Annotated in this window: 23 protein-coding genes and 1 pseudogene; 15 read left to right on the top strand and 9 right to left on the bottom strand. The window is 53.1% G+C overall.

Annotated elements, in window-relative coordinates; translation table 11 throughout:
- Positions 1-6: 6 nt before the first annotated feature.
- Complete coding sequence (locus tag AC3I0A_RS29530) at positions 7-1,935, bottom strand: copper resistance system multicopper oxidase (RefSeq protein ID WP_017341646.1); 1,929 nt, start codon at positions 1,933-1,935, stop codon at positions 7-9.
- Between the two features lie 178 nt (positions 1,936-2,113).
- Positions 2,114-2,320, bottom strand: a complete 207-nt coding sequence (locus tag AC3I0A_RS29525; RefSeq protein WP_017341645.1) for a co-regulatory protein PtrA N-terminal domain-containing protein — start codon at positions 2,318-2,320, stop codon at positions 2,114-2,116.
- 385 nt (positions 2,321-2,705) lie between these two features.
- Between AC3I0A_RS29525 and flgB the strand changes: the two genes are divergently transcribed.
- Positions 2,706-3,119, top strand: coding sequence for a flagellar basal body rod protein FlgB (gene flgB, locus AC3I0A_RS29520; protein ID WP_017341644.1), 414 nt, complete (start codon positions 2,706-2,708; stop codon positions 3,117-3,119).
- Between the two features lie 30 nt (positions 3,120-3,149).
- Here flgB and AC3I0A_RS29515 read toward each other — a convergent pair whose 3' ends face one another.
- The 5 genes from AC3I0A_RS29515 to AC3I0A_RS29495 form a co-directional block, all read right to left on the bottom strand.
- Positions 3,150-3,350, bottom strand: a complete 201-nt coding sequence (locus AC3I0A_RS29515; RefSeq protein ID WP_017341643.1) for a heavy-metal-associated domain-containing protein — start codon at positions 3,348-3,350, stop codon at positions 3,150-3,152.
- 111 nt (positions 3,351-3,461) lie between these two features.
- Entirely contained in the window at positions 3,462-5,819 is a 2,358-nt protein-coding gene (locus AC3I0A_RS29510; protein WP_080995098.1) for a heavy metal translocating P-type ATPase, read from the bottom strand.
- Positions 5,820-5,821: 2 nt separating this feature from the next.
- On the bottom strand, positions 5,822-6,067 hold the full coding sequence (locus AC3I0A_RS29505; protein ID WP_017341641.1) for a DUF2933 domain-containing protein: 246 nt from the start codon (positions 6,065-6,067) through the stop codon (positions 5,822-5,824).
- Positions 6,068-6,162: 95 nt separating this feature from the next.
- The gene (locus AC3I0A_RS29500) at positions 6,163-6,699 is read right to left on the bottom strand and encodes a cupredoxin domain-containing protein (protein WP_017341640.1); all 537 of its coding nucleotides are present in this window, start codon (positions 6,697-6,699) and stop codon (positions 6,163-6,165) included.
- 163 nt (positions 6,700-6,862) lie between these two features.
- On the bottom strand, positions 6,863-7,216 hold the full coding sequence (locus tag AC3I0A_RS29495; protein WP_017341639.1) for a co-regulatory protein PtrA N-terminal domain-containing protein: 354 nt from the start codon (positions 7,214-7,216) through the stop codon (positions 6,863-6,865).
- A gap of 206 nt (positions 7,217-7,422) precedes the next feature.
- Between AC3I0A_RS29495 and AC3I0A_RS29490 the strand changes: the two genes are divergently transcribed.
- The 12 genes and pseudogenes from AC3I0A_RS29490 (at position 7,423) to AC3I0A_RS29435 (ending at position 20,765) form a co-directional block, all read left to right on the top strand.
- Positions 7,423-8,118 (top strand): heavy metal response regulator transcription factor, encoded by a 696-nt coding sequence (locus AC3I0A_RS29490; RefSeq protein WP_017341638.1) that lies wholly within the window; start codon positions 7,423-7,425, stop codon positions 8,116-8,118.
- Positions 8,115-9,503: a copper resistance membrane spanning protein CopS gene (copS, locus tag AC3I0A_RS29485; protein WP_031319189.1), complete on the top strand. Its 1,389-nt coding sequence runs from the start codon at positions 8,115-8,117 to the stop codon at positions 9,501-9,503. Before AC3I0A_RS29490 ends, copS begins: the two co-directional genes overlap by 4 nt.
- A 339-nt stretch (positions 9,504-9,842) precedes the next feature.
- Positions 9,843-10,226, top strand: coding sequence for a copper homeostasis periplasmic binding protein CopC (gene copC / locus AC3I0A_RS29480; RefSeq protein ID WP_017341635.1), 384 nt, complete (start codon positions 9,843-9,845; stop codon positions 10,224-10,226).
- 3 nt (positions 10,227-10,229) lie between these two features.
- Entirely contained in the window at positions 10,230-11,168 is a 939-nt protein-coding gene (gene copD, locus AC3I0A_RS29475; RefSeq protein ID WP_130205478.1) for a copper homeostasis membrane protein CopD, read from the top strand.
- 74 nt (positions 11,169-11,242) lie between these two features.
- A complete protein-coding gene (locus AC3I0A_RS29470; protein WP_080995097.1) occupies positions 11,243-11,584 on the top strand; it encodes a hypothetical protein in 342 nt (113 codons plus the stop codon).
- A gap of 99 nt (positions 11,585-11,683) precedes the next feature.
- Positions 11,684-12,940 carry a TolC family protein gene (locus AC3I0A_RS29465; protein WP_017341633.1) on the top strand — a complete coding sequence of 419 codons (1,257 nt, stop codon included), beginning with the start codon at positions 11,684-11,686 and terminating at the stop codon, positions 12,938-12,940.
- Positions 12,937-14,421 (top strand): efflux RND transporter periplasmic adaptor subunit, encoded by a 1,485-nt coding sequence (locus tag AC3I0A_RS29460; protein WP_017341632.1) that lies wholly within the window; start codon positions 12,937-12,939, stop codon positions 14,419-14,421. Before AC3I0A_RS29465 ends, AC3I0A_RS29460 begins: the two co-directional genes overlap by 4 nt.
- Complete coding sequence (locus AC3I0A_RS29455; RefSeq protein ID WP_031319188.1) at positions 14,418-17,561, top strand: efflux RND transporter permease subunit; 3,144 nt, start codon at positions 14,418-14,420, stop codon at positions 17,559-17,561. Before AC3I0A_RS29460 ends, AC3I0A_RS29455 begins: the two co-directional genes overlap by 4 nt.
- Positions 17,562-17,852: 291 nt before the next feature.
- Positions 17,853-19,019, top strand: coding sequence for an SAVED domain-containing protein (locus tag AC3I0A_RS29450; RefSeq protein WP_130205480.1), 1,167 nt, complete (start codon positions 17,853-17,855; stop codon positions 19,017-19,019).
- Positions 19,020-19,805: pseudogene (locus AC3I0A_RS29445) on the top strand (nucleotidyltransferase domain-containing protein); the annotation flags it as partial.
- 82 nt (positions 19,806-19,887) lie between these two features.
- Positions 19,888-20,241, top strand: a complete 354-nt coding sequence (locus AC3I0A_RS29440; RefSeq protein WP_489378707.1) for a hypothetical protein — start codon at positions 19,888-19,890, stop codon at positions 20,239-20,241.
- Between the two features lie 185 nt (positions 20,242-20,426).
- Positions 20,427-20,765, top strand: coding sequence for a hypothetical protein (locus AC3I0A_RS29435; protein ID WP_407005110.1), 339 nt, complete (start codon positions 20,427-20,429; stop codon positions 20,763-20,765).
- A gap of 166 nt (positions 20,766-20,931) precedes the next feature.
- On the opposite strand, the gene AC3I0A_RS29430 is transcribed toward AC3I0A_RS29435, so the two are convergent.
- On the bottom strand, positions 20,932-21,312 hold the full coding sequence (locus AC3I0A_RS29430) for a hypothetical protein (protein WP_489378705.1): 381 nt from the start codon (positions 21,310-21,312) through the stop codon (positions 20,932-20,934).
- Between the two features lie 153 nt (positions 21,313-21,465).
- Here AC3I0A_RS29430 and AC3I0A_RS29425 point away from each other — a divergent pair, with 153 nt between their 5' ends.
- Positions 21,466-22,146, top strand: a complete 681-nt coding sequence (locus AC3I0A_RS29425) for a GNAT family N-acetyltransferase (protein WP_407004648.1) — start codon at positions 21,466-21,468, stop codon at positions 22,144-22,146.
- An 82-nt stretch (positions 22,147-22,228) separates the two neighbouring features.
- Here AC3I0A_RS29425 and dnaB read toward each other — a convergent pair whose 3' ends face one another.
- On the bottom strand, positions 22,229-23,734 hold the full coding sequence (gene dnaB / locus AC3I0A_RS29420) for a replicative DNA helicase (RefSeq protein WP_082239626.1): 1,506 nt from the start codon (positions 23,732-23,734) through the stop codon (positions 22,229-22,231).
- 283 nt (positions 23,735-24,017) lie between these two features.
- Here dnaB and AC3I0A_RS29415 point away from each other — a divergent pair, with 283 nt between their 5' ends.
- Positions 24,018-25,118 carry an IS5 family transposase gene (locus tag AC3I0A_RS29415; RefSeq protein ID WP_489378704.1) on the top strand — a complete coding sequence of 367 codons (1,101 nt, stop codon included), beginning with the start codon at positions 24,018-24,020 and terminating at the stop codon, positions 25,116-25,118.
- The last annotated feature ends 78 nt before the right edge of the window (positions 25,119-25,196 follow it).

The raw sequence follows: 25,196 nt of genomic DNA, 5'->3' as shown, positions 1-25,196 counted from the left end.
TCTCCTTTACTCATCAACCCGTACTTCACGGAACATGCCCATTTCCATATGGAAAAGCAGGTGGCAGTGATATGCCCAGCGGCCTAAGGCATCAGCGGTGACTCGATAGCTGCGTTTGGTACCTGGTGGCATATCAATCGTGTGCTTGCGCACCATGAACTTGCCGTTCTCATCCTCGAGGTCACTCCACATGCCGTGAAGGTGGATGGGGTGGGTCATCATGGTGTCGTTCACCAAGGTGATGCGCAGACGCTCGCCATACTTCAGGCGCAGTGGTTCGGCGTCAGAGAATTTGATGCCGTTGAACGACCACGAAAACTTCTCCATGTGACCGGTCAGGTGAAGCTCGATGGTGCGATTTGGCTCGCGGCCGTCAGGATCTTGGAAAGTGCTTTTCAAGTCGGAGTAAGTGAGCACTCGACGACCATTGTTCCGCAAGCCTATGCCAGGATCGTTCAGCTTTGGCGTTGGACTCATGGCTTGCATGTCAACCAAGGGATTGTTGGTTTCAGAGGCTGGGTGAGTCTGCATTCCTCCACCCATACCTCCCATGCCAGCCATCCCTGACATATCACCACTGCCCATTCCTGCCATCTTGCTGTGGTCCATGCCAGCCATGTTGGACATGTCGCCTTTGTCCATGCCAGCCATCTTGCTGTGATCCATACCAGCCATGTTAGTCATGTCACCGCTGTCCATGCCGGTCATCCCGGTCATGTCACCTTGGTTCATCCCTGCCATCTTGCTGTGGTCCATGCCGGCCATGTCGCCGCCGCCCATTCCACCCGAGCTGCCATGGTCCATACCAGCCATACCGCCCATCCCCATGTCATCCATAGTTACTATAGGACGTGGGTCAATTGCAGGTATCGGTGCCTTTAGGCCGTCACGCACTGCAAGTGTTCCGCTAGCGTAACCTGTGCGATCCATAGACTGAGCGAAGATGGTGTACGCCTCATCAGTAGCAGTCTCCACAATAACGTCATATGTTTCAGCTACCGCAATACGAAACTCGTCGACGCTCACCGGCTTGACATGTTGACCGTCTGCGGCAACCACGGTCATCTTCAACCCAGGAATGCGGACGTCGAAATAGCTCATGGCCGAGCCGTTGATAAAGCGCAGACGGAGTTTCTCGCCCGGTTTGAAAATACCAGTCCAGTTACCGTTGGGTGCCTGGCCATTCATGAGATAGGTATAGGTATCCGCGCTGACATCGCCGAGGTCAGTAGGACTCATGTTCATCTCAGCCCACATCTTTCGATCTGCTACCGTCGAAGACCAACCTTTGCTGCTGACATCGTCTATGAAGTCTCCGACGGTGCGCTTGTGATGGTTGTAATAGCCCGATTGTTTCTTGAGTTTCGCCATAACGTGGCTGGGATCTTCGTCGGTCCAGTCAGTCAACATCACCACGTAGTCGCGATCGTATTGAAACGGTTCAGGTTCTTTCGAATCGATGACGATTGGACCGTAAACGCCTGCCTGCTCCTGCAAACCCGAGTGGCTGTGATACCAGTAGGTTCCGTTCTGATGAAGCTTGAATTTGTATTCGTACATGCCATCGGGTGCGATGCCATGGAAGCTCAAGCCAGGCACACCGTCCATGTTGGCGGGTAAGATGATCCCGTGCCAATGGATTGATGTGTCTTGGTCTAGACGGTTTTTTACACGCAGAGTGACGGTCTCACCCTCACGCCAACGCAGCAACGGTCCGGGCAATGATCCGTTGATGGTCATAGCTGTGCGAGGCGAGCCTGTGATGTTTACAGGGCTTTCACCAATAAACAGATCAAATTCGTTACCGGAGAGTACGCTCGGCATACCAGGACTTGTCACCGCCCATACAGGAGTGCGCCAAAGGCCAAGGCCGCCGAGAATGCCACCAGCGGCCAAGCCTTTCACGAATGTCCGCCTAGAGGTTTTGGAGTGCATGCCGTTATGTCCAATCAGTCAAAAGGGAAGCCGCGCGAAACAACAAATGAATTGTCTGGATGAGACTCACTCACCGTTACAAAAGACGAACTCAAACGGTAAGCGAGCTCAGAAATTGCCACATTTAAACCACCACAGTGATTACATTTCTGTCAGCTTGTGAGCGTAGCTCAAATATTTAGCAATTTTTGTGGTCCATCGCCCTGGCTTTGCTTTCCGCGACAGGAGGCTGGGAATTTTTCGTTTGGGCTACTTGGTACGATTCCATCGAGTTACTCCTGGCCGCTTCCATACGTTCGAAAGTGCGGTCACCTCCGCCTTCAGCCATAGCAAAAGAAGATACGGTCAGAGCAGCGATGACGAACAAGGTTTTGATAGGGTTCATTTGGGTTTCCTCTGATAGATGGTAGCCCCTGAATCCACAACAAAGTTGTTGATGCTCAGGGAAGAGCTTAAGGCTCAATAGGACTATAAGACTGATTCCCTGTCAGGCAGCTTAGGCCAATATTACAGTTGTGTCAGGTTCCGATATTTCTCTTGAGCTGCGATGTACTTAATCCGTATGGTCTATCCATTGTCGGAATTCGCTGAAATCAAGCTCCTAAAATTTAGCCGTTCGGTGTTCTGTGCTTTCGGTCACTTTCACAGGGCTTGACGTTTTTTGAATTTGCACCGGAGTTATAAGCCGACTCAGACGCGCCACATTCAACACATAAGTGTTTGATATAGGTGAAAATGGGAAATAGTAGCGTGACGGAAGGTGGCCGCTTGTGAGCATTAATTTTGAAAAAGCGCTTGGCTCCGCAGAAAGAGCGTTAGTTTATCGCAGCCAAAGAGCTGAGGTACTTAGCAATAATATCGCTAACGCTGATACTCCTAACTTTAAGGCTAGAGATTTGGAGTTTTCTGCTGTGCTCGCCAGCCAGACAAAACGAGGCTTGGATTCTCCGTTCTCTTTGAAAACAACAAACCTAAAACATATTGCCGCAAACGAATTAGCAAGTGATGGTCAAGGTGATGGTTTGCTTTACAGCACGCCTTACCAACCGTCACTTGATCAAAATACTGTGGATGCACAGCTTGAAGTGGCAAAGTTTACTGATAACGAAATTCATTTTGAAAGCGCTTTTAATAGATTAAACGGAGCATTTAAGGGGCTGCTTAAAGCTCTGCGAGGTGATTAGTAAAATTTACCCAACAATGAAATCAGCGCCTTAAGCGCTGATTTGCGATGGGAAACCGAGTGATTCGACAGCTTTACGAACTTGCTCTGGGTTTTCGCTACTTTCAACTTTTACCTTACCTGCCGCGCGATCCACGGAAACTTTAGCCTCGCTGTCCAACGACTGAATCGCTTTAGTGATTTTGCTGACGCAGCTACCGCAACCAATGCCTGATACGTTTAAGACGAACATGGTTATTCCTCTTGTGCTGAGCGGTCTCTTTTCACCGCGATTACAGCATCAACGTTGACACCGCGGTAAGGTCAAGAGTTATGTTTTGTGGGGTGCGAGCAACGGTTGCGCTCAAGCTATATGGGTATTCCTCAGTCTCAAAGCATTGAAAACTACTGACGCAGAACTGACGCTCATGGCTAACGCAGCGATCATTGGCGACAGAAGGTGCCCCGTCAGCGGATAGAGTAGGCCTGCGGCCAAGGGAATACCCATTGAGTTGTAAAGGAAGGCGAAACCCAAGTTTTGCCGCATGTTTTTTACTGTCGCAACCGAAAGTGCCCGTGCCCGTAAAATCCCCATCAGGTCGCCTTTTACCAGCGTGAGCTGAGCGCTATTCATCGCGACATCAGTCCCTGTACCCATGGCAATGCCCACATCTGCACGCGCCAAGGCCGGTGCGTCGTTGATACCGTCGCCGGCCATGGCAACCTTTCGACCGTATCGCTGGAGGTCCGCCACCAGGCGCTCTTTGTCCTGAGGTTTGACTTCTCCATGAACCTCTTCAATACCCATCTCCTTGGCGACAGCACGTGCGGTGGTGAGCCCGTCTCCGGTGGCCATGATGATTTTTACGTTATCAGCTTTAAGCTTGGTGACTGCTTCTTTGGAGGTCGGTTTTATCGGATCTGAGACCGCCAGTAATCCTGCCAGAACCCCGTCAACTGCTAGATAGATTATGCTGATGCCTTCAAGGCGCAACAACTCTGCACGGTACTGTAAGACCTTGGTGCTTACACCGGCAGCGTCCATCAGCGCTGTGTTGCCCAGCTGTACTTTCTTGCCATCAACAAGGCCACTGACTCCAATCCCAGACCCGGACTCAAACGATTCAGGCTTGGTGAGCGCGATATTTTCAGTTCGGGCGTGATCGACGATGGCGTGCGCCAAAGGATGTTCGCTGCCTTGATCAAGGCTAGCGGCCAGTTGAAGAACATCGTGTGGGTTAAAATCTGGTGTGGCCTCCACACTGTGAAATTCCGGCCGTCCCTCTGTCAGGGTCCCCGTTTTATCGACAATCAGCGTGTCGATCTTGCAAAGGTTTTCAATAGCACTGGCGTCCCTGAACAGCACTCCCATACTGGCCGCTTTACCGGTCGAAACCATGATCGACATGGGCGTTGCAAGACCAAGTGCACAGGGGCAAGCGATGATAAGTACGGCGACAGCATTGATCAGGCCGAAGACCCAGCTGGGTTCCGGGCCGAATAGTCCCCAACCTAAGAATGTCAGCAACGCAATCGCGATAACCCCCATCACAAAGTAGCCGGCGATCGAGTCGGCCATTCTTTGCATTGGCGCTTTGGAGCGTTGGGCTAGAGCGACCATTTGCACTATCTGAGACAGCATGGTGTCGGCGCCGACCTTTTGCGCCTCCATCACCAAGCTCCCGTGAGTATTAAGCGTGGCGCCGATCAAACTATCCCCTGGCCTTTTCATTACCGGCACAGGTTCACCAGTGAGCATGGACTCATCCACCGCACTTTCTCCCTCGAGCACAGAGCCATCAACTGGCACCTTTTCACCAGGTCTGACCCGCAAATGGTCGCCCAAGTGAACATGGGTAAGAGGAATGTCTTCCTCCTGACCATCGGCGTTGATCTTGCGTGCAGTTTTGGGAGATAGGCCTAGAAGGGACTTAATGGCGGCGGAGGTTTGTGACCGTGCTTTTAGCTCAAGAATCTGCCCAAGCAAGGTGAGCGAGATGATGACTGCAGCGGCTTCGAAGTAAACGCCGATGCGTCCATCTTGCATGAAGGTGGTGGGAAAACTTTGGGGAAAGAGGGTTGCTGCGACGCTGTAAAGATAAGCTGCGGAAGTACCCAAACCTATCAGAGTCCACATATTTGGACTGCGATTTCTAACAGATGCTATGCCCCTTACAAAAAAGGGCCACCCTGCCCATAAGGTGACCGGTGTCGCAAGAGCAAACTCGATCCAGTTTTGAACCGAGCCATGGAAGAGTTGTAATGAATGGCCCGCCATGGCTAGAACGGTCACTATCACGGTTAAAGGCAGAGACCACCAAAAGCGGCGCGCGAAATCACGGAGCTCGGTTTTGTCATCGTCATCTAGCGCCGGAATGACAGGTTCTAATGTCATGCCACATTTTGGGCAATTGCCGGGCCCTGGCTGTTTTATTTCCGGGTGCATCGGGCAGGTAAATTCAGTGGCTACTTGGACCGCGGGCTCTGTAGCCGCGATGCTGGGTTCAGTGCTGGGATGAATACCACTGTAGTGCTCTGGAGCTGCCCGAAATTTCTCTTGGCATTTTTGGCTGCAAAACTGATAAATCTGTCCCTGATAAGACTCGCCAAATTTACTTGGAGGCGTAATCGTCATGCCGCACACCGGGTCACGTAGATCAGCGTCAGGGGGCGAGGCAGCGTGGGTAGGACCGTGATCGTGGTGGCTCGGTTTATTGGGCATAGCTATTTCTCTTCCTTGTTGGCTTGCGCCTGATTGCCATGGTCATGTACGCCATGTCCATGCCCAAAAAAATGCATCAATGGACAGATCAACAGAATGAGATAGGGCAAATATGGATAAACGTGGCTGAAATGCTCCCGCACCACGTAGAAGGCGCCGATCACAATGAACATAATCAGTACAACGCCTGTTTTGCGCGTCCAAAATGGGGTGGTGATGCTTCCAGCCGGATGCTGATGGTTATTCATGATCTAGACCCCAGTGTGTGAGCGAGTTGCTCTGATGTCTGCCTCAGAGCGTAGCCAACTCTTGAGGAGACGCGGGTTTAGCGGTCAGTTCAGGCTCAGTTCAGGTCAAATTGACCGACCATCCCAGACTGGTAATGACCTGGCACGTTACAGGCAAATTGAAGTCCAGTTGTATTGTTGAAGGTCCAGATCAATTCCTTTGTTGCTCCTGGCTCGATCAGCATGCTGTTCGGGTCGTTGTGTTCCATTCCAACCATCTTCATCCCTCCCATGCTGTGACCCATGCTGCCCGTCATTTTCCCTGACCCGGTGGGTGTAAGCGTTCCATTCTGGAACATGCTCGCCATTTCTTTTTGGTGCGCGGCATGAGCGGCGGCTTGGCCGATATTGAATTCGTGCAGCAGTGCGCCCTTATTACGAAGGACAAAACGAATAGTCTCACCAGGCTTCACATCGATGTTTTTAGGCATGAAGAAAATATCACCCATCTCCACATCTACCGTACGGGTCACCGCAGAGGCGACGCCAGGCTGGCCGATGTCCTCTTTGCCATGACCTACGTCTGCCATGGCCGTCGCACCGAAGAATAAGGTGATCGCCGCAATAACTGGGGTAACGAGCTTAGCTTTCATGATGACCTCAAGAGCAAATGGAAAACACTAGCTATGCTAAAAGGATAGAGCTGCCAGCTAACTGACGTGAACACTACATTTCTGTCAGTTTCCAAGAGTAGTGCGGCGCGCATATGACGCCGTACCAACCGAGCGGATCAAACAGCCCATCGGAGGTACCCGGTTACTGATGGTTCTCAGAAAGCATCAGTTTGTGTTCGCGCTGCATTTGGTTCAAAACGTCATCAACCATAGCGTCGTGCTTTTCCATCCAGGAAAGATGTTCCTGAGGCGACATTGATGCTTTTGGGTGATCCTGATGGAGTTGGTTCATGATCTCGCCCAGCAGTTTCATATGCTCGGCCATGTGTACATGGCGCTCTCCCTCTGGGGCTTTTTCAGCTTGCACCAAGGTCGCTTCTGCTTTGTCGCGTAGGCTTTCCATACGCTCCGCAATCCGATCTGCGCCACCTTCAGCCAAAGCAGACGCTGAGATGAGTATCGAACCCACAAAGATAAGGATTTTTAGATGATTCATGAGGAAGCTCCTTTTTGATCTGTTTTCCGGCTCCCCCAAGGTTTCATGCGGAGGCGTCGGTCGAGTACTAGGGAGTACTCATGCTCGAACCCTAGACAGCACTCGCTGACATCTACCTGAAGCCAATATTACTTTTCTGTCAGTTGCTGGTTGGCAGAAGCATTTCCTTGCAGACTCATCATCACAATCATTCGAGAGCCACCCCCATGAGACTTCTGGTTGCGGAAGACGAACCCAAAATAGGCATTTATTTGCAGCAAGGTCTTGCTGAGGCAGGGTTCAATGTTGATCGCTTTACCAATGGTAAGGAGGCGCTTCAACACGCGTTGAGCGAGGCTTATGACCTGCTGATTCTCGATGTGATGATGCCTGGGCTGGACGGATGGGAAGTACTTCAGAAGGTGCGGGCATCCGGAAAAAATGTCCCCGTGCTTTTTCTCACGGCGCGAGACCGCGTCGAGGATCGCGTCAAAGGACTTGAGCTGGGGGCAGACGATTACCTCATAAAACCCTTCGCTTTTTCTGAATTGCTTGCCCGCGTCAGAACGCTGCTGCGAAGAGGGAGTACAGCCCCCTCCCAAACTCATATGAAATTGGCTGATCTTGAGGTTGACCTGCTCAAGCGCAGGGTTGTCCGTGGAGGCAAACGTATAGATCTCACGGCCAAAGAGTTTGCGTTACTCGAATTGCTGCTCCGTCGTCGAGGTGAGGTGCTGCCTAAGTCGCTTATCGCTTCCCAGGTGTGGGACATGAACTTCGACAGCGATACGAACGTCATCGAGGTCGCCGTAAGGCGGCTCAGAGCAAAGATTGATGATGATTTTGAGGTCAAGCTTATCCACACCTCCCGAGGCATGGGCTACATGCTAGATGCGCCGGATTCTGGGACGGGGCTGGAATGAAGCGAATGTCTCTGACTACCCGCATGAGCCTGATGTTCATGCTAGCTGTAACGGCGGTGCTCACCGTCGCTGGACTCAGTTTTAACAGCCTTAGCCGGCATCATTTCAAAATGCTAGATCAGCAGGCGCTAAACGAGAAGCTACACTCGACCCAAAGAATTTTGACGGGATTGAGTAGCATTGACCAGTTCAGTGATGTTAAGCCTGAGTTGGAGGCGCTGCTGGGTGCTCACCGAGATTTGACAGCCCTGATCTTCGATGGTCACGGCAAGACCCTTTTTGCTGATCCAGGTCCAATCGATATTCCTGAAGACTTTCGCACGACCTCAAACAACAACGTTTGGGAGTGGCGTGATGATGAGCAAACGTTCCGGGGAATAACGGCGCAGGCGATTGTGACGGGACAAGAAAAACCGCTGACCGTTATGTTGATCTTTGACGTTACGCAACATATGGCGTTCTTTGAGACGCTTGAACGCTGGTTTTTGATAGGGTTGTTTATAAGCGCGCTGGTCAGTGCGGCGCTGGGCTGGATGGTCGCGAGCAGTGGACTAAGACCTATTCGCCAGGTTACTCAAGTCGCTGCGTCAATGTCTGCTAAATCGCTCAAAGAACGGATTCCTTTAGCGGCCGTTCCTAAAGAGCTTCAGCAGATGGTGCTTTCTTTTAATGCAATGTTATCTAGACTTGACGATGCATTTGTTCGCTTATCAAACTTCTCTGCGGACATTGCTCACGAACTACGAACACCAGTCAGCAATTTGATGACACACACCGAAGTGGTGCTTTCTCGAAAAAGGAATATTGAGGATTACGAAGACAACTTGTATTCGAATCTTGATGACCTGAAGCGTATGGGGCGGATGATCGATGACATGCTTTTTCTAGCGAAATCAGATAATGGTCTGATTACTCATGAAAACAAACCGATAGACTTGGTAGCGCTAGTAGAGAAATTACTCGAGTACTACCGCTTGTTGGCTGATGAGCAAGGCATCGACCTTAAGGTGACAGGGAGAGGCAGCGTCCGAGGTGACGTTCTTATGCTCGACAGGGCTATCTCTAATCTGCTCTCGAATGCCCTCCGGTACACCCCCGCAGGGAAATGTATCAGTGTCGATATAAGACAGGAAGGGACGTCAATCTCTATCTCCGTGGAAAACCCTGGAGAACCTATCGCTCCTGAGCACCTTGAAAAACTGTTTGATCGATTTTATCGAGTGGACCCCGCTCGTAGAGAAGGAAACCCAAGTAATGCGGGGCTAGGCTTATCAATCACTCGATCAATCATAGAGTCACACGACGGCAAGATATGGTGCACGTCGTCAGCTGGAAAAACAGCTTTTCATATACAACTCCCTTGTGCGAGTGCAGAAAATGCCTAATCAACAACCCCATATACACCCGAGCAGCTATGTGGTCTTGCGAACGGTTTTCACGGTGTGAACGTCGCAAAACGGAAGCCCATTTTAACCATCTTTTCAAGAAATTCAGCGTCCCAAAGCAGGTCCAAGCTGACTGAAATGTAATCGAATAGTTTGCGTTCGTGTGGCATCGTGTACTTGCGCTGTGACGTTGGAATTCTTGTGATTATTCCTGTCCAGGTCGCCCTAGAACACGGAATCTGCTAGGTAGCTCGCCAGTGTTTTTAATAAGCGTAAAAGTAATAACTAGATACTCATCAAAAACCTAGAACCAACAGCTTTTGCTGTGAGGAGTCTTGCATGTCATTCCTTAAAACCACCACCGTAGCTGTAGCACTGACAGCGGGTTTGCTTTTGAGTGCAGTTGCTCAGGCACATCCAAAGCTGCTTTCTTCTACTCCAGCAGAAGGGTCGGATGTTGCTGCTCCTGCGAAAATTGAACTGCAATTTTCTGAGAATCTAACGACTCAGTTTTCCGGTGCTAAGCTGATCATGACCGATATGCCCGGCATGCCTAACTCCCCAATGGGCGTTAAAGCAGCTGTTGCAGGCGGGGGAGATCCTAAGACGATGGTAATTACGCCTGCATCGCCATTGACCACAGGTACTTATAAAGTTGAGTGGCGTGCCGTCTCGTCTGACACTCATCCCATCACCGGCAATTTTTCTTTCAAAGTGAAATGATTCATGAGCGACTCAATAAATATAGCTGTTCGCTTTGCTCTATATTTTGATCTGATGCTGTTATTTGGACTGGCAATATTTGGTCTTTATAGCCTGAGGGGAAAAGAGAGAGTATCGGGAGCGGTTTTAAATTTTGAGTCGCTTCTTTACAGTACATCTGTTTTAGGTGTGGCTCTGTCTCTAGCAGCCATGTTGTTGCTTGCGAAAGCTATGAGTGGTGTGTCGGGCTTCATGGAGCTACATCACCATATTTTTCAAATGGTTCTCATGGGGACGGACGTCGGTTTGACCTGGATGGTCCGGATAGTGGCGTTGCTGACGGCTGTTGTCGGCGTTGCTCTGAGTAAGCGCTTTCCGACACTCAGTCTTTGGATTGTCACTGTATGTGGCGCCATTGCGCTAGCGACGCTGGCATGGACAGGGCATGGTGCGATGGACGAAGGGAGCCGTCGTTACTGGCATTTTACTAGCGACATCTTCCATCTCTTGGCCGCAGGCGGTTGGTTGGGTGCGTTGGCAGCATTTGCACTGCTGCTGCGTTTAAAATCGCTGAAAGGTGATCAGGAAGTACGAGTTCTTGCTCGGGTACTGACAGGGTTTGAATCGGCCGGCGCGGTGATTGTAGTGATCATCAGTATAACGGGCGTGGTGAATTATCTATTTATCGTAGGACCGAGCCTCGATGAGGTGATGCTCAGCACTTATGGCCAGTTGCTATTTTTGAAAGTCCTGCTATTTGCAGGGATGATCGTATTAGCCACGCTTAACCGTTTTCATCTAAGCCCCTTATTGGAGCGATCAGTTCGCAATGGCGAATACGCTGTCGCGGTGAATGCCTTGCGCCGTAGCATGAAACTTGAGTTTTCAATGGCGGTCATCATTATCTGTCTTGTCGCATGGTTAGGTACTTTAAGCCCTGTCATGGAAATGAGCGCAGCATAGACGTTGGTAACAGCCAATACAGGAGTCTTAAGGGTGAATTGTAAGAGCCATTTGCACCGTCTACACTTTAGCCCATGAAACGCTATGTGCGGTTTTGCCTGATTTTCCTAATTAGCTTGGCGCTTCCCCTTAGCGGGATGGCGGGTGTTCAGGCATCGACTGAACCATGCCCGATGAAAACCATGGGTATAGCGATGATGGATGGTATGGGTCAAGACTGCTGCCACGACATGAAAAGTACCGCTGAGCATGGCAAACCTTGTAAGTCGGGCCAGGAATGCAAAACGGGCGGCATGCTGCAAGTCTCGATCATCAAGCCTCCTATTACCTTGTCCAGTCCAATCGTTCTGCCCTTCTCCAGCCATTTCCCACTCGTACAAACCCCTTCTGGGTTATGGCGACCTCCCCGTACTTGATTCCTGTACCACACTGAGCCTCATTCCGCGTTAGCGGGATGGCATATCTGCGCGCATGTCTTATGAAGCGCGCGGTGGATCATCACAGGAATCGTGAACATGAACTCCAACTGCTTTTGCACAGGTTGGTCCCTCGTGGCCGGCCTGGCGGCAAGCGTACTGGCATTGCCGAGCCTTGCTGGTGCATTGACACTCGATGAAGCGCTGCGGCTGGCCGAAAACAATGCACCGTCGTTGACCGCACAAGACGCCAAAATTCAAGCAGCCACCAGTGCGGCCATTCCCGCCGGCGAACTACCCGATCCCAAGCTACTGCTGGGCGTGCAGAACTACCCCATTGGTGGTGCCGACAGATGGAGCATCGACCAGGACTTCATGACCATGCAAGTGGTCGGGATCAGACAGGAGATGCCCAACAGCGATAAGCGCAAAGCACGTATCGAGGTCGCGGATGCGGCTGTTGATCGAGCGTCCGCTGAGCGTCGAGTGGCGCGTCTGAACGTCCGACAGTCCACGGCATTGGCCTGGATCAGTAGCTACTCGGTTGAGCGTAAAGATGCGATGTTCCAGGACTTCTACAAAGAAAACCGTCTTCTGACCGATACCGTCAGATCTCAGATTGCGGGTGGCCGCGCCCAACCCGCCGATGCGGTGACACCTAAACAGGAAGCTGCCCAACTGGCGGAGCAGCAGGATGATTTAGTTCGCCAACGTGCACAGGCCCGGGCGGCCCTCAAGCGCTGGATTGGCCCTGCTGCCAATGACAAACCGGCGGGCAGCTTGCCTGATTGGCCCATTGAAACCTCTGGATACTCCCATAAGCTGCAACATCACCCTGAATTGGCGGCGTATGTGCCGATGACCCGTGAAGCACAAGCCAAGATCCGTGAAGCTGAGGCGGAAAAGCAATCTGACTGGAGCTGGGAATTCGACTATCAGCATCGAGGCAAACAATTCGGTGACATGGTTAGCGTCCAGTTTTCATGGGATCTCCCGCTGTTTCCTGACTCTCGGCAAAACCCCAAAATTGCGGCAAAGCACGCCGAACTCAACCAGCTTGAGGCTGAGCGGGAAGCTCTGTCGCGCGAGCATACCCAGCAACTGGAGGATGAGTTGGCCGACTACGAGCGACTCAATCGTGCAGTCAACCGTAATCAGGAAAGCTTGTTGCCGCTGGCTAAAGAAAAGGTTGAACTCACCATGGCTAGCTACCGTTCCGGCAAAGGTGATTTGAACTCGGTTGTGGCCGCCCGACGCGAACTCATCGAAGCCCGTCTCAAGCAGATTGACGTTGAAGAGCAACGTGCTCTCACCAGCGCTCGCCTGTATTTCTCTTACGGGGAGCCCGCTCAATGAATTTCAAAGTATGGAAAGGGACTTTAGTTGTCGGCATCTCGATCGCCTTGGGTGTTGCCGGAGGTTACTGGTTAGCCCAACCGCGAATGAGCGAAGTAGCTAGTGTCGAGCCGGATCAGGAAGCCAAAGCCTCTGCCGATCGAAAGGTTCTGTATTGGTATGACCCCATGTACCCACAACAGAAATTCGATAAACCGGGTAAGTCACCCTTCATGGACATGCAGATGATCCCCCAATACGCAGATACCAAGGGGGACAGCGGCGGCATTCGAATTGATCCAAGCCTGACTCAGAACCTTGGTGTGCGACTGGCTCGTGTCAGTCGAGGGGTATTTGCCTCGACACTGAACGTGGTAGGTGTTCTGGCCTTCAACGAACGGGACGTTGCAGTCATTCAGGCCCGTACGGCGGGCTTTGTCGAGCGCGTGTACGGCCATGCATCTGGTGATGTGCTGAAAGTGAATGCCGCCTTGGCAGATATCTTGGTGCCGGATTGGGCAGCTGCTCAAGAGGAATTTCTCGCCCTCAAGCGTAGTGGCGATGCTGACTTGCTGACAGCGGCCCGCCAGCGATTGAGGCTCACCGGAATGCCAACTAAGTTAATTGCTCAAGTTGAGCGCAGTGGCAAAGTTCAACCGAACCTGACTCTGACCAGCCCTATTGGTGGTGTGCTTCAAGAGCTGAGTGTGCGTGAAGGTATGACGGTGGCCGCAGGCGAGACGCTGGCGCGTGTTAATGGTTTGAGCAGTGTCTGGCTGGCCGTGGCAGTACCAGAGTCGGAGGCTGGGTCAATCGTCGTAGGGCAAGCAGCCGAAGCGCGTTTGTCCGCGCTCCCTGGAGTTGTGCTCAAGGGCGTCGTCAGTGCGATTCTTCCGGAAACCAGTTCGGACAGTCGCACACTTCGCGTTCGAGTTGAGTTACCCAATCCGGATGGCCGACTCAGGCCAGGTTTGACCGCGCAGGTAAGTCTCAATCGTTCGACGGAGCAAAGTGTTTTGTGGGTGCCGAGCGAGGCCGTCATTCGTACAGGTCGACGTACGTTGGTCATGCTCTCTGAAGACGCTGGTCGATATCGCCCGGTGGAGGTGCAGTTAGGCCAAGATAACGATGGCAAAACGCTGATATTGAACGGCTTGGAAGAGGGGCAAAAAGTGGTGACTTCTGGCCAGTTCCTTCTCGACTCGGAGGCCAGTCTCAAGGGCGTTGTCGCAAGCTCACTGGACGTTTCGCCATCTACTGTAACCGCAGGCGCTTTGCATGAGGCCGATGGTCAGATCGTTGAGATCAACGACAAAGAAGTCACGCTCGCCCACGGTCCCTTCAGAACATTGGGTATGTCAGGCATGACGATGACTTTCCCTCTCGCCGCTCCAGCTCTGATGAAGGATCTTAAAACGGGCGACAAGGTTCGGATCGCTGTCAGCCAGACGGAAGATGGTCTGCGCGTTGAGCGTCTGGAACGCTCTGGGAGCCAGCCATGATCGCGGCCCTTATTCGCTGGTCGGTGGCTAACCGCTTTCTTGTGTTGCTAGCGACGCTGTTTGTCACGGCATGGGGGATCTGGGCGGTTCAAAGTACGCCCATTGACGCATTGCCAGACCTGTCGGATGTTCAGGTAATTATCCGTACACCTTATCCAGGCCAAGCCCCACAGATCGTAGAGAACCAGGTCACCTATCCATTGGCAACCACTATGCTCTCTGTGCCTGGTGCCAAGACTGTGCGCGGTTATTCCTTCTTTGGCGACAGTTTCGTTTACGTACTATTCGAAGACGGAACTGACTTGTACTGGGCCCGCTCGCGCGTATTGGAATATCTGAGCCAGATACAAAGCCGGCTTCCGGCCAGTGCCAAGCCCGCATTAGGACCTGATGCCACTGGGGTTGGCTGGATTTTCCAGTACGCCCTGGTAGACCGAAGCGGCGGGCATGATTTGGCGCAGTTACGTGCCTTGCAGGACTGGTTCCTCAAATTCGAGCTTAAGACCCTACCGAACGTTGCGGAAGTGGCCACGGTGGGTGGCATGGTAAAGCAGTACCAGGTGCAGCTTGATCCGGTGAAGTTGGCCAGCTTGGGTATCACGCAGTCTGAAGTGACCGAGGCGATCGGCAAGGCCAATCAGGAAACTGGTGGGGCGGTGCTGGAGATGGCGGAGACCGAGTTTATTGTGCGGGCTTCCGGCTACTTGAAGACCCTCAATGATTTTCGTGCTATCCCACTCAAACTGGGCACGGGTGGTGTGCCGGTCACTCTGGGCGATGTTGCCACGATTCAGATGGGGCCTGAGATGCGTCGAGGCATCACCGAACTCGATGGCGAAGGTGAGACCGTCGGCGGCGTGGTAATTCTGCGCAGCGGTAAGAATGCTCGAGAAACCATTGCGGCGGTCAAGACCAAACTCGACGAGCTGAAAAGCAGTCTGCCAGCGGGGGTAGAAATCGTCACTACCTACGACCGCAGCAAGTTGATTGATCGTGCCGTGGAAAACCTCAGCCACAAGCTGATCGAAGAGTTCATCGTCGTCGCGTTGGTCTGCGGAATCTTTCTCTGGCACCTGCGTTCATCTCTGGTGGCAATCATCTCCCTGCCGGTTGGGGTGCTGATCGCCTTCATCGTGATGCGCTATCAGGGTATCAACGCCAACATCATGTCCCTTGGCGGGATTGCCATCGCCATCGGCGCCATGGTCGACGCTGCCGTGGTGATGATTGAAAACGCCCACAAGAAGGTCGAGGCTTGGCACGTGGCCAATCCTGGGGAGGAACTGAAAGGTGAACGTCATTGGCACGTGATGACTGAAGCGGCTGCCGAGGTAGGACCTGCATTGTTCTTCTGTCTGCTGATCATCACCCTGTCGTTTATTCCGGTGTTCACGCTGGAGGCTCAGGAAGGACGTCTATTCGGTCCCTTGGCGTTCACCAAAACCTATGCTATGGCCGCAGCGGCTGGACTGTCGGTAACTCTAGTTCCGGTGTTGATGGGGTATTGGATTCGCGGACGAATTCCTAATGAGCAACAGAATCCGCTAAATCGCTGGTTGATCCGGATCTACGAGCCCGCTCTGGACGCCGTATTACGTCGACCTAAAGTAACGCTGCTGGTTGCGTTGCTAGTCTTTGTCAGCGCGTTGTGGCCGATCTCTCGTCTGGGTGGTGAGTTTCTTCCCCCGCTGGACGAAGGGGACCTGCTCTATATGCCATCAGCTCTGCCTGGATTATCGGCGCAGAAGGCCGCGCAACTGCTTCAGCAGACTGACCGTCTGATAAAGACAGTTCCAGAGGTCGAACACGTTTTCGGAAAAGCCGGCCGCGCTGAAACCGCGACTGACCCGGCACCGTTGGAAATGTTCGAGACCACCATTCAATTCAAACCACGCGAACAGTGGCGCCCAGGCATGACCCAGGAAAAGCTCGTTGAGGAGCTAGAACAAGTGGTGCGTGTCCCAGGATTAACCAACATCTGGATACCGCCTATTCGTAACCGTATCGACATGCTGGCCACCGGCATAAAAAGCCCGATTGGCGTGAAGGTTGCCGGTACCAACCTGACGGAGATCGATGCCGTCACCCAAGCCATCGAGCGTGTTGCCAAGGACGTCTCAGGTGTCAGTTCAGCGTTAGCCGAACGACTGACCGGTGGCCGCTATATTGATGTGGATATCGATCGCAAAGCTGCGGCACGCTATGGGTTAAATATTGCCGATGTGCAATCGATCGTGGCCGGCGCAATCGGCGGTGAAAACGTCGGGGAGACGATTGAAGGGTTGGCTCGTTTCCCAATTAACGTACGTTACCCTCGTGAGTGGCGGGATTCGCTCGGCGCTTTGGAGCAGTTGCCGATCTACACCCCGCTAGGCAGCCAGATCACCCTTGGCACCGTGGCGAAGATCAAGGTCAACGACGGGCCGCCAATGCTCAAGAGTGAGAACGCACGGCCTTCAGGCTGGGTGTACATCGATGTGCGTGGCCGGGACATTGCCTCCGTAGTCGCCGATCTACGCCGGGTCGTCAGTGAGCAGGTCAAGTTGCAGCCCGGCATGAGCCTGAGCTACTCAGGTCAGTTCGAGTTTCTCGAAAGGGCCAACGCACGACTCAAACTGGTGGTGCCTGCCACGCTGTTGATCATCTTCGTGTTGCTCTACCTGACATTTGCACGACTTGATGAGGCTTTGCTGATTATGGCCACGCTGCCATTCGCTCTCACGGGCGGGGCATGGTTTCTCTATCTGTTGGGATTCAACCTGTCGGTTGCCACCGGGGTCGGCTTTATCGCCTTGGCCGGTGTTTCTGCCGAATTTGGCGTGATCATGCTGCTCTACCTGAAAAATGCATGGACCGAGCGTCAAGACCTCGGTGACAACACAGAACGCGGGTTGATGGCCGCGATTTGTGAAGGCGCTGTCCAGCGCGTTCGACCTAAGGCTATGACCGTGGCAGTGGTTATCGCTGGTTTGTTACCTATACTTTTGGGAGGCGGTACCGGTAGCGAGGTTATGAGCCGCATTGCCGCCCCGATGATTGGCGGTATGGTTACGGCACCCTTGCTATCACTGTTTGTGATCCCGGCGACCTATCACCTCTTGCGTCGTCGACACTTGTCCGCTGAGCCTGGCAAGCACTGACGCGTAAAAACGCATACGAAAGGGGCTGCGCTTGCAGCCTCGTTTGAGCTGCACAGCTCGTTTTCATCAGTCCTACATACGCTGTTGTCAGTGCCATTACCCACCAGCACTTGCCAGAAAACGAACGCCGCCACTACTGCCTTTCGATGAGCCAAAAAAGCATCCTGCTCAAAGGCGACTCAGCATTCGTCACCCTCAGATCTCTCTTGAAATCGGGACGAATGACCCTAATATGATCTTATCTTGCCATCATCGTTTTCAATCATGGATGTTTTTCGGGGGTCGGTCGAAATGGCAGAACAAGAAGACGCTAAGCCCGCAAGCGGGCGCTTCAACACAAATGATGAGACGAAGCGGATCGTATGGACCCAGACCGCTGGTCATTGTGAACTGTGCGGCACGGATCTGACGTTCGATTATCGTGCCGGCAAGCCAATGAAATGGGGAGAAGTGGCGCATATCCTGCCCGCCAGTCCCAAAGGCCCTCGGGGACGCGCGGATCATGATGCTGAGGCGCACACAAACAATACCGCTAATCTGATGCTCCTGTGCCCAGGTTGTCATGACAAAATTGATCGTGACGCAGATGGGTATCCTGAAAATGATTTGAGTGGTTTACACCAAGCGTACTTGGAACGCATCCGACTCGCCGCAACGACCCCCGATGGTGGCAGAGCCATTCCTCTCATCGTCCAGAGTCAGCATTTTCAGACGATCAACGATATCCCCTTTCGCGATCTGTTGACTGCGATGTCCGCCGAGGGATTAACCGCCTTCGATCAAGGCATCAAAATCGCCTTCGCTGCACCCGGACCACGTGGCAGGGACACTACCTATTGGCAGAACGTCAAAGACAGCGTCCAGTATGAGCTGGAGCAGCAACTCAAGCGTCGCGGCGGCACTTATGGCGATTCGCCCGCGCTAGCAGTAGTCGGCTTGGCCGACATTCCGGCCTTGATGATGTTGGGCCAGAGTATCGGCGACCGTTCCAAACGCCTGATCTTCTCTTTTCACCGCGAGCATCTTTTGCGCTGGCCCGATCAGTCTGCTGAGCCGCCTAGTTTTCTGTTTACGCCTCCACCCAACGGCGATGGCCCACTGGCGTTGGTGCTCTCCATTTCTGCGCAAGTTCCAGTTCGCGACGTGATCGACGCTCTACCCGGTGCACGTATTGCAGAGCTGTCGATCCCAGAACCAAGCTACGCGATGGTACAGAACCGTCGGGTGATTCATGCCTTTCGCGACGCACTTCAAATACGACTGAGCCAGCTTGAGGCTCTGACTCCTGACCCTATCCACGTCTTCGCCGCCATTCCTGCGGCATTGGCCATCGAGTTTGGCGCGTTGCTCACAACACAGCATCAACATACATACCTGATCTTCGATCGGGACAAAGAAAACCAAGATCGGTTTACGCAAACACTGCAATTGGGCTTGGTGGCCCAGGAGGCTAGGTAAATGCTTTTGAGCAACGAACAGACCAAGCGCAGCAGTTGGGAATATTTTCTGCTTCGCGCCGCGCGGGAAATCTCGCTGTCGGAAGCGCAGTACGAAAAAATCAATGACCGCTACTCCCAACTGGAAAAAATCCTCTCGGCTTCCGACAACCCGCTGCTCGCTGAGGCCCATATTTTCGTTCAAGGCTCGATGCGGCTGAAAACGACCATCAAGCCAATCCCCGGCGCGCCTGCGGATCTGGACACCATTGATGCGGACGCGATTATTTGGCTCCCTCACGCTCAGGGCGCTGGTGCAAAGGAAGTACTAGAAGCGATTGAGCAGCGTTTTCGGGAAGGCTCCCGCGTTCAAGAAGAAGTTAAGCAATTACGTCGTGGCATCCGGATCGTTTATGCCGACGAAAATCCAGGTTTCCACATCGATGTCACGCCTGCCCGCGCGATCAACGGAAATGGCGAAGCAAACGGCGAGGGTAAGCTGGAGGTTCCGGATCGGGTCACAGGGTGGAAAGCAAGCAGCCCTATCCCTTACTCGAACTGGTTGCAGGTTGCTTCTGCCCAAGAAATCTCTCTGGAAAGCTTGGTAGTTGCCAAGAGCCAGCGGATGCTTGATGCCGCGACACAAGATCCTTTGCCGCATTATCAGGATTACATCGATCAAGATCCCCTGCGTGCGACCATTAAGCTACTCAAGCGTCATCGCGATGAATGGGCCATCAAGACAAGGAGCGCTGATACTCGCCCAATATCTGCGGTCATCACCACCCTGGCCACGCACGCATACCTATGCACGGGATTTCCTCCTTGCAGCTCAAATAATCGAGCAGCAAGCCATCAATGGAAAGACTGATCTTTTCTCGGTAGCCGCTATGAATGCGGGGCTTGCGTCTGAGCAGTACCTAAAGTCCTTTTTGGTCGAGCAGGACCCTGTTTCACAATCATTTTTGAAACTCATCGCAGGGCTTCCGAAGAATAAGCATGACCTCTTTGGACTTTACCAAAAAATTTCTCCTGACCTACGCAACCAGCTACATGACGTGTCCGAGCAGCTTAGCCCAGGATTCCCGTTGGTTGAGCGGATCAAACAGTGTTCGCAGCTTTTTACGCATACGCGCTACGGGTACGAAGCCGGCTCCCTGACAGTACTGCGGTCGGAAGTATTTGAGCTTGCACCTCATCTGGATAAGGTTCTCACCGAAATGACTAAAACTGTCGCTGCTTGAGCTAGCCAAAGATCGAGGAAAATCGCGAAGACAGCCGATGAAGGTTGGAGGGAAGCTGGTCGGAAGCACTAGCGGGAACCCACCGCAACCAAGTAGGAAAAACCCGCTGCCAACCTCCCCCGTTAATTCGGGGTTTGGCAGTACCAGGGCGCGGATTTCGCGTCCGCGAAAATGCAGGTAGGCCCATGATCCTGAAGATTGATCCATCCGCTGTACAACCGTTCAAATTCAACCCGTTGGAAGCGGGCCGCGCTGAACCTGATTTTATTGTTCAGCTGCTGGAACAGTTCGCCGGTACGAAGCTCAGTGCCGAAAAAAAGACCTCGATCCTCACCGTTATTTCAGAGCTGCCAGAAGGCGCAGGCATGCGCCATCTGTATGAAGCAATCAAGGTGCAGGAGGCCGCAAGCCTTGGCGTCACAGTGGAGCAGTACGAGGCTCTGTCGCCGGTTCTTGAAGCGCTCCAACGGATGCTTGCACCGGGCGATCACGGCGCCCTCTTTGAACAACCTGCTGACGTGTAGGAAAAGTCGCTCATCTGCACCACAAGCCCCTGCCTTACAAGCTGGGGCCGAGTCGGTAAGAGGGGGCCACATTCGCGGCCCATCAAGAAAAATGCAGGCAGAACATTGGCTCTGATTGATCAGCAGCAGGAGCATGTGGCCAAGGTCTACGGCTTAGCAAAACGCTTCAAAATTTCGTATTGCTTGGCGCCTTGACAATAGAGCATGGCGAGGTTTCAACGTAGATGGAGCCGGTTAATCCGCTTGTAGTTTCTCTTTTCAGGATCAAGTTGACACGATTAACGGAAAATTTCTGCTGAAGATTCTTCGATTCACTACGCCAGATCACCTCTTTAGGTCCAAACGACGCAGGAGATGTAAAGTTAAGCCCTGATCCACTCTTATTGCTTTGCAGGGAGGCCGTTCCGCTTGGTTGATCGACAATAACCAATAAGTCATCAGCTCTTTTATCAAGAGATGGGCAGGACAAATATGTGACACCACTGGCAGCAAAAGATGCCTGACAGGAAACACCAATAACCAGCGCTATCAAAACCTTATGCATCACGATCGCTCCATTGTGAATGGCAGCAATCTAACATCAGATCGTGATCGCGACATAGGCGCTCCATATACTGAAAAAGTTCGGGGGAACAGCGCGCACCCACAAGCCCGCCAAGTGCGGGCTTTGCCAGTCACTCCGGACGCATAGGAAAAATTCATGTCTATCATTACCGCTGACCTAACCGAAGGTGACATTAATCAAGCGATCAAGCTGGCTCGCGCCAACTACGTCGAGCTGATTAACAAATTCGTGAAGCCTCACGGCCCCACTAGCAGCCTGTGCATTGCGCAAGTTGAGGCAGAGGTGCGGGAGTATCTATTAGACGCGCTGACAGGCTGTTACGGGGGATTTGTTGAAGCTGTGCTCGCAAGAGACCAGAAGAGGGGCGCTCTAATTGGGTTCACGATTGTGCTGCGCGGCAACAACCCAGAGGATTGTGGCATAAGTTACACCGTGGTCAGCGCAACTCACAGGCGGCAAGGAATCCTTCGTGAAATGCTGAAAGGGGTCCAGGCGCGATACAGCCACATCGGGCTGTCTTGCAACGTGGATAAGGTTCCTTACTACGAAGCGTTAGGGTTTCATATCACCGGCTCCGACTGCGCCCAGGTTGCTATGTGCTGTGGTATCGACAAGCCCGAGGCCATGATGGGAGCGCTGGATTTTAGTTTGAATTCAAAAATCGCTGAGGCCATGGCCACCTTCGAGCGTTTCCACGGCGCGAAGGCTAAAGGGATCTTTTGCAAGATGGGGGAGATACAGGAACGTCGGTTCGAATATGTCGACGGGTATGTCATCAAGCGCCTATCCGGCATTACACATGCTGATGCGTTATAGGAAATGGCCCTACCCCACCAGCCTAATGCGGGCTAAGCCCGTGGGAGCGCCGCCGTAGTGATCAAGAAATGCAGTTTAGACGCTATTTCTTGGGCTTATGCTTGCGACGTGACGCCTTGAAGTTCTCGACGGTAGCGACTTCGGGGACATGAACTCGACCAACCCGGGGAGATATTCTCGGCGGTTTTCGTCCCATCTCAAGTTCACTGAACTCGTGAGTTCCTGCCTTCAAATTTTCGAATCGACTGTATTTTCCGACAAAGGCCAGCCTGCAAAACCCAGTGGCGCCTTCACGTTGTTTGCCAATGATGATCTCGGCAGTGCCCTTGTACTTCGAGTCGGGGTTATACACCTCATCGCGGTAGACGAACATGATCACATCCGCATCCTGCTCGATGGCCCCCGACTCGCGTAGGTCTGAGTTGAGGGGGCGCTTGTCGGGCCGCGACTCGAGGCTTCGGTTAAGTTGTGACAGTGCAACCACCGGACATCCGAACTCTTTGGCCAGAGCCTTCAGGGATCGTGAGATTTCAGAAATTTCGTTGGTCCGGTTTTTCCCACTTGAACCAGGAACCCTCATCAGCTGCAGGTAGTCGACCATGATCAGGCCGATCTCGCCATGCGCTCTGAAAATTCGCCGTGTCTCGGCCCTCATCTCAGACGGGGTTACCCCGGAGGAGTCGTCGATGAAGAAGCGGTTCGGCTGGTTGAGAAGGTCGGCCGCCTTAACCAGCTTCGGCCAATCCGTATCCTGCAGTTGACCGTTGTTAACCTTGGTCAGGTCAATTCCGCCAACCGAAGCAATCATCCGGTTGATCAAGGAGATACCGGGCATCTCCAAGGAGTAGACAATCACCACCTTGTCGGTCTTGAGCACTGCATTCTCAACGATGTTCATCGCGAAAGTGGTTTTGCCCATCGAGGGGCGTCCCGCCACAATGACCAGGTCAGCGGGTTGCAGAGAATCGACAATTTTGTCCAGGTCATCGAACCCAGTGCGCAACCCAGCTACTTGGCCTTTTGAGCGTGATTCAATCTTTTCCCGGCTTTTGACCAGGAGCTCGTTGACCCCAACGGGGCCGCCCTCTTTGGGTTGCTTTCCGGCGACCAGAAGAATCTTCCGCTCGGCCTCTTCAATGAGGTCTGACGCCGACCTCCCCTCCGGATGTAGAGCGTGAGCTTGAATGTCCTCGCATGTGGCGATTATTTCCCGCAGCTTTGCTCGCTCCCTGATGACTCTCGCATAGGTTTTTGCATTCGCGCTGGACCACGTGCTCTTGGCCAGCGCATTGACGTAGTCGAGGTCAGGTGAGCTCTCAACCAACCCTTCCAGCACCAACTGGTCTCGCACCGTAACCACGTCGAATGGATGCCCACGTTCGGCCAGCAAACTGATGACGCGAAAAATATGACGGTGATCGCTGAAGTAGAAATCACCTTCCGACACAACGTCCGAAAGTTGTTCCCACACCAAGTTCTCAAGCAGCAGGCCGCCCAGAACGGCTTGTTCCGCTTCCAGAGAATATGGGGCCTGCCGCAGCGCTTCGCTCAGCGAATCAACCGGCAGTGTGGTGGGAGGATTATTCAAGGGCACCTGCAAAGGTCTGGAGGCAGGATACCCGGCCTCAGTTCTTAACTTCGGATTACCACCGAAAGCTGCTCGCGATTTTGCCACAGTTGAGCGAACCGCAAGCATTCGACGATTGCCGACCACTGAACCGCGGACAGCCGGACACTGAGCCTCGCAAAGTTCTCGAGCATCATTTCCGGAATTGGGTCAGCGTTTAGCAGGCCGTTGAAAAAGGCCGGACCGAATTGGGTTCTGGCAAACTACCCGCCATGTTCTTCAATGTCAGCGGAAGACCGAGCCGATGCGTGGACCCGATCTCAAGCAAAACGACCTGTTCAGTTACACGACGCTGGAACAGCGAATTCCCAAGGATCACCCGCTGCGCCCACTGCGTGAGCTGGTCGATGCTGTTCTGGCCTCGATGGACCGCGATTTCGACGCGCTGTACTCCACGCTGGGACGGGCTTCGATTGCACCGGAACGGTTGTTGCGCGCCTCCTTGCTGCAGGTGATCTACACCGTGCGTTCCGAGCGGCAACTGGTCGAGCAGATCGATTTTAATCTGCTTTTTCGCTGGTTCGTCGGCCTGTCGATGGACGAACGGGTGTGGGATCACTCAACGTTCAGTCAGAACCGAGACCGCCTGTTTAACCAGGATATTGCGCGCCTGTTCTTTCAACGTATCAAGTCGTTGGCCGAGTGGTCGCAGTACGCCAGTGATGAGCACTTCAGCGTGGATGGCACGCTGATCGATGCCTGGGCTTCGCATAAATCCTTCGTCAAGAAGGCCAGCGGCGAGAAGCCGGACGATGAGCCACCAGAAGGTGGCACACGCAATAACTACCTCGACTTCAAGGGCGAAAAACGCGGCAACGCAACTCACCACTCCACCACCGATCCCCAGGCCCGGCTGGCTCGCAAGAGCCCGGCCGATGGCAGTCGCCTGGCCCATATGGCCCACACCCTGATGGAAAACCGTAATGGGTTGATCGTGGATGTGGAATGCACCGAGTTCAATGGACATGCCGAAGTGGGTGCAGCCTTGAAGATGCTTGAGCGCACAGCCAAACCTGGCAGCACCGTTGGTGCCGATAAAAGCTACGACCAGAAATTTTTTGTGCAGATGGCGCGTGATTTGAAGGTGACACCGCATGTCTCGAGAAAGGCCGTCAAGAGCGCGATCGATGGTCGTACGACACGTCATCCGGGCTATGGCGTCAGCTTGAGAATACGAAAAAGAATCGAAGAAGGGTTTGGCTGGTTAAAGACCGTGGGTGGCCTACGCAAGACCAAATTGATCGGTCGCGAAAAGCTCAGCGCCCAGTTGCTGCTGGGCTTTTCGGTGTACAACCTGATCCGCTTGGGGAGCTTGTCAGGCTGGTGGCGTGGATCGCATGTTTAGGCGAGGTGCGCCCAGAAATCGCCCACAGGCGAATATTTGCGCTGGAATCGGCAAAAAAACCGCTGATTGAGGCGGGAT

The organism is Pseudomonas sp. KH_024_B2 (assembly GCF_057839965.1).
This window is presented reverse-complemented; position numbering and strand designations above follow the sequence as displayed.

Coding starts and splice junctions, on each gene's coding strand:
- AC3I0A_RS29530 (WP_017341646.1), bottom strand. CDS start 1,935: ATGCACTCCAAAACCTCTAGGCGGACATTCGTGAAAGGCTTGGCCGCT.
- AC3I0A_RS29525 (WP_017341645.1), bottom strand. CDS start 2,320: ATGAACCCTATCAAAACCTTGTTCGTCATCGCTGCTCTGACCGTATCT.
- AC3I0A_RS29515 (WP_017341643.1), bottom strand. CDS start 3,350: ATGTTCGTCTTAAACGTATCAGGCATTGGTTGCGGTAGCTGCGTCAGC.
- AC3I0A_RS29510 (WP_080995098.1), bottom strand. CDS start 5,819: ATGCCCAATAAACCGAGCCACCACGATCACGGTCCTACCCACGCTGCC.
- AC3I0A_RS29505 (WP_017341641.1), bottom strand. CDS start 6,067: ATGAATAACCATCAGCATCCGGCTGGAAGCATCACCACCCCATTTTGG.
- AC3I0A_RS29500 (WP_017341640.1), bottom strand. CDS start 6,699: ATGAAAGCTAAGCTCGTTACCCCAGTTATTGCGGCGATCACCTTATTC.
- AC3I0A_RS29495 (WP_017341639.1), bottom strand. CDS start 7,216: ATGAATCATCTAAAAATCCTTATCTTTGTGGGTTCGATACTCATCTCA.
- AC3I0A_RS29490 (WP_017341638.1), top strand. CDS start 7,423: ATGAGACTTCTGGTTGCGGAAGACGAACCCAAAATAGGCATTTATTTG.
- copS (WP_031319189.1), top strand. CDS start 8,115: ATGAAGCGAATGTCTCTGACTACCCGCATGAGCCTGATGTTCATGCTA.
- copC (WP_017341635.1), top strand. CDS start 9,843: ATGTCATTCCTTAAAACCACCACCGTAGCTGTAGCACTGACAGCGGGT.
- copD (WP_130205478.1), top strand. CDS start 10,230: ATGAGCGACTCAATAAATATAGCTGTTCGCTTTGCTCTATATTTTGAT.
- AC3I0A_RS29470 (WP_080995097.1), top strand. CDS start 11,243: ATGAAACGCTATGTGCGGTTTTGCCTGATTTTCCTAATTAGCTTGGCG.
- AC3I0A_RS29465 (WP_017341633.1), top strand. CDS start 11,684: ATGAACTCCAACTGCTTTTGCACAGGTTGGTCCCTCGTGGCCGGCCTG.
- AC3I0A_RS29460 (WP_017341632.1), top strand. CDS start 12,937: ATGAATTTCAAAGTATGGAAAGGGACTTTAGTTGTCGGCATCTCGATC.
- AC3I0A_RS29455 (WP_031319188.1), top strand. CDS start 14,418: ATGATCGCGGCCCTTATTCGCTGGTCGGTGGCTAACCGCTTTCTTGTG.
- AC3I0A_RS29450 (WP_130205480.1), top strand. CDS start 17,853: ATGGCAGAACAAGAAGACGCTAAGCCCGCAAGCGGGCGCTTCAACACA.
- AC3I0A_RS29440 (WP_489378707.1), top strand. CDS start 19,888: ATGAATGCGGGGCTTGCGTCTGAGCAGTACCTAAAGTCCTTTTTGGTC.
- AC3I0A_RS29435 (WP_407005110.1), top strand. CDS start 20,427: ATGATCCTGAAGATTGATCCATCCGCTGTACAACCGTTCAAATTCAAC.
- AC3I0A_RS29425 (WP_407004648.1), top strand. CDS start 21,466: ATGTCTATCATTACCGCTGACCTAACCGAAGGTGACATTAATCAAGCG.
- AC3I0A_RS29415 (WP_489378704.1), top strand. CDS start 24,018: ATGCGTGGACCCGATCTCAAGCAAAACGACCTGTTCAGTTACACGACG.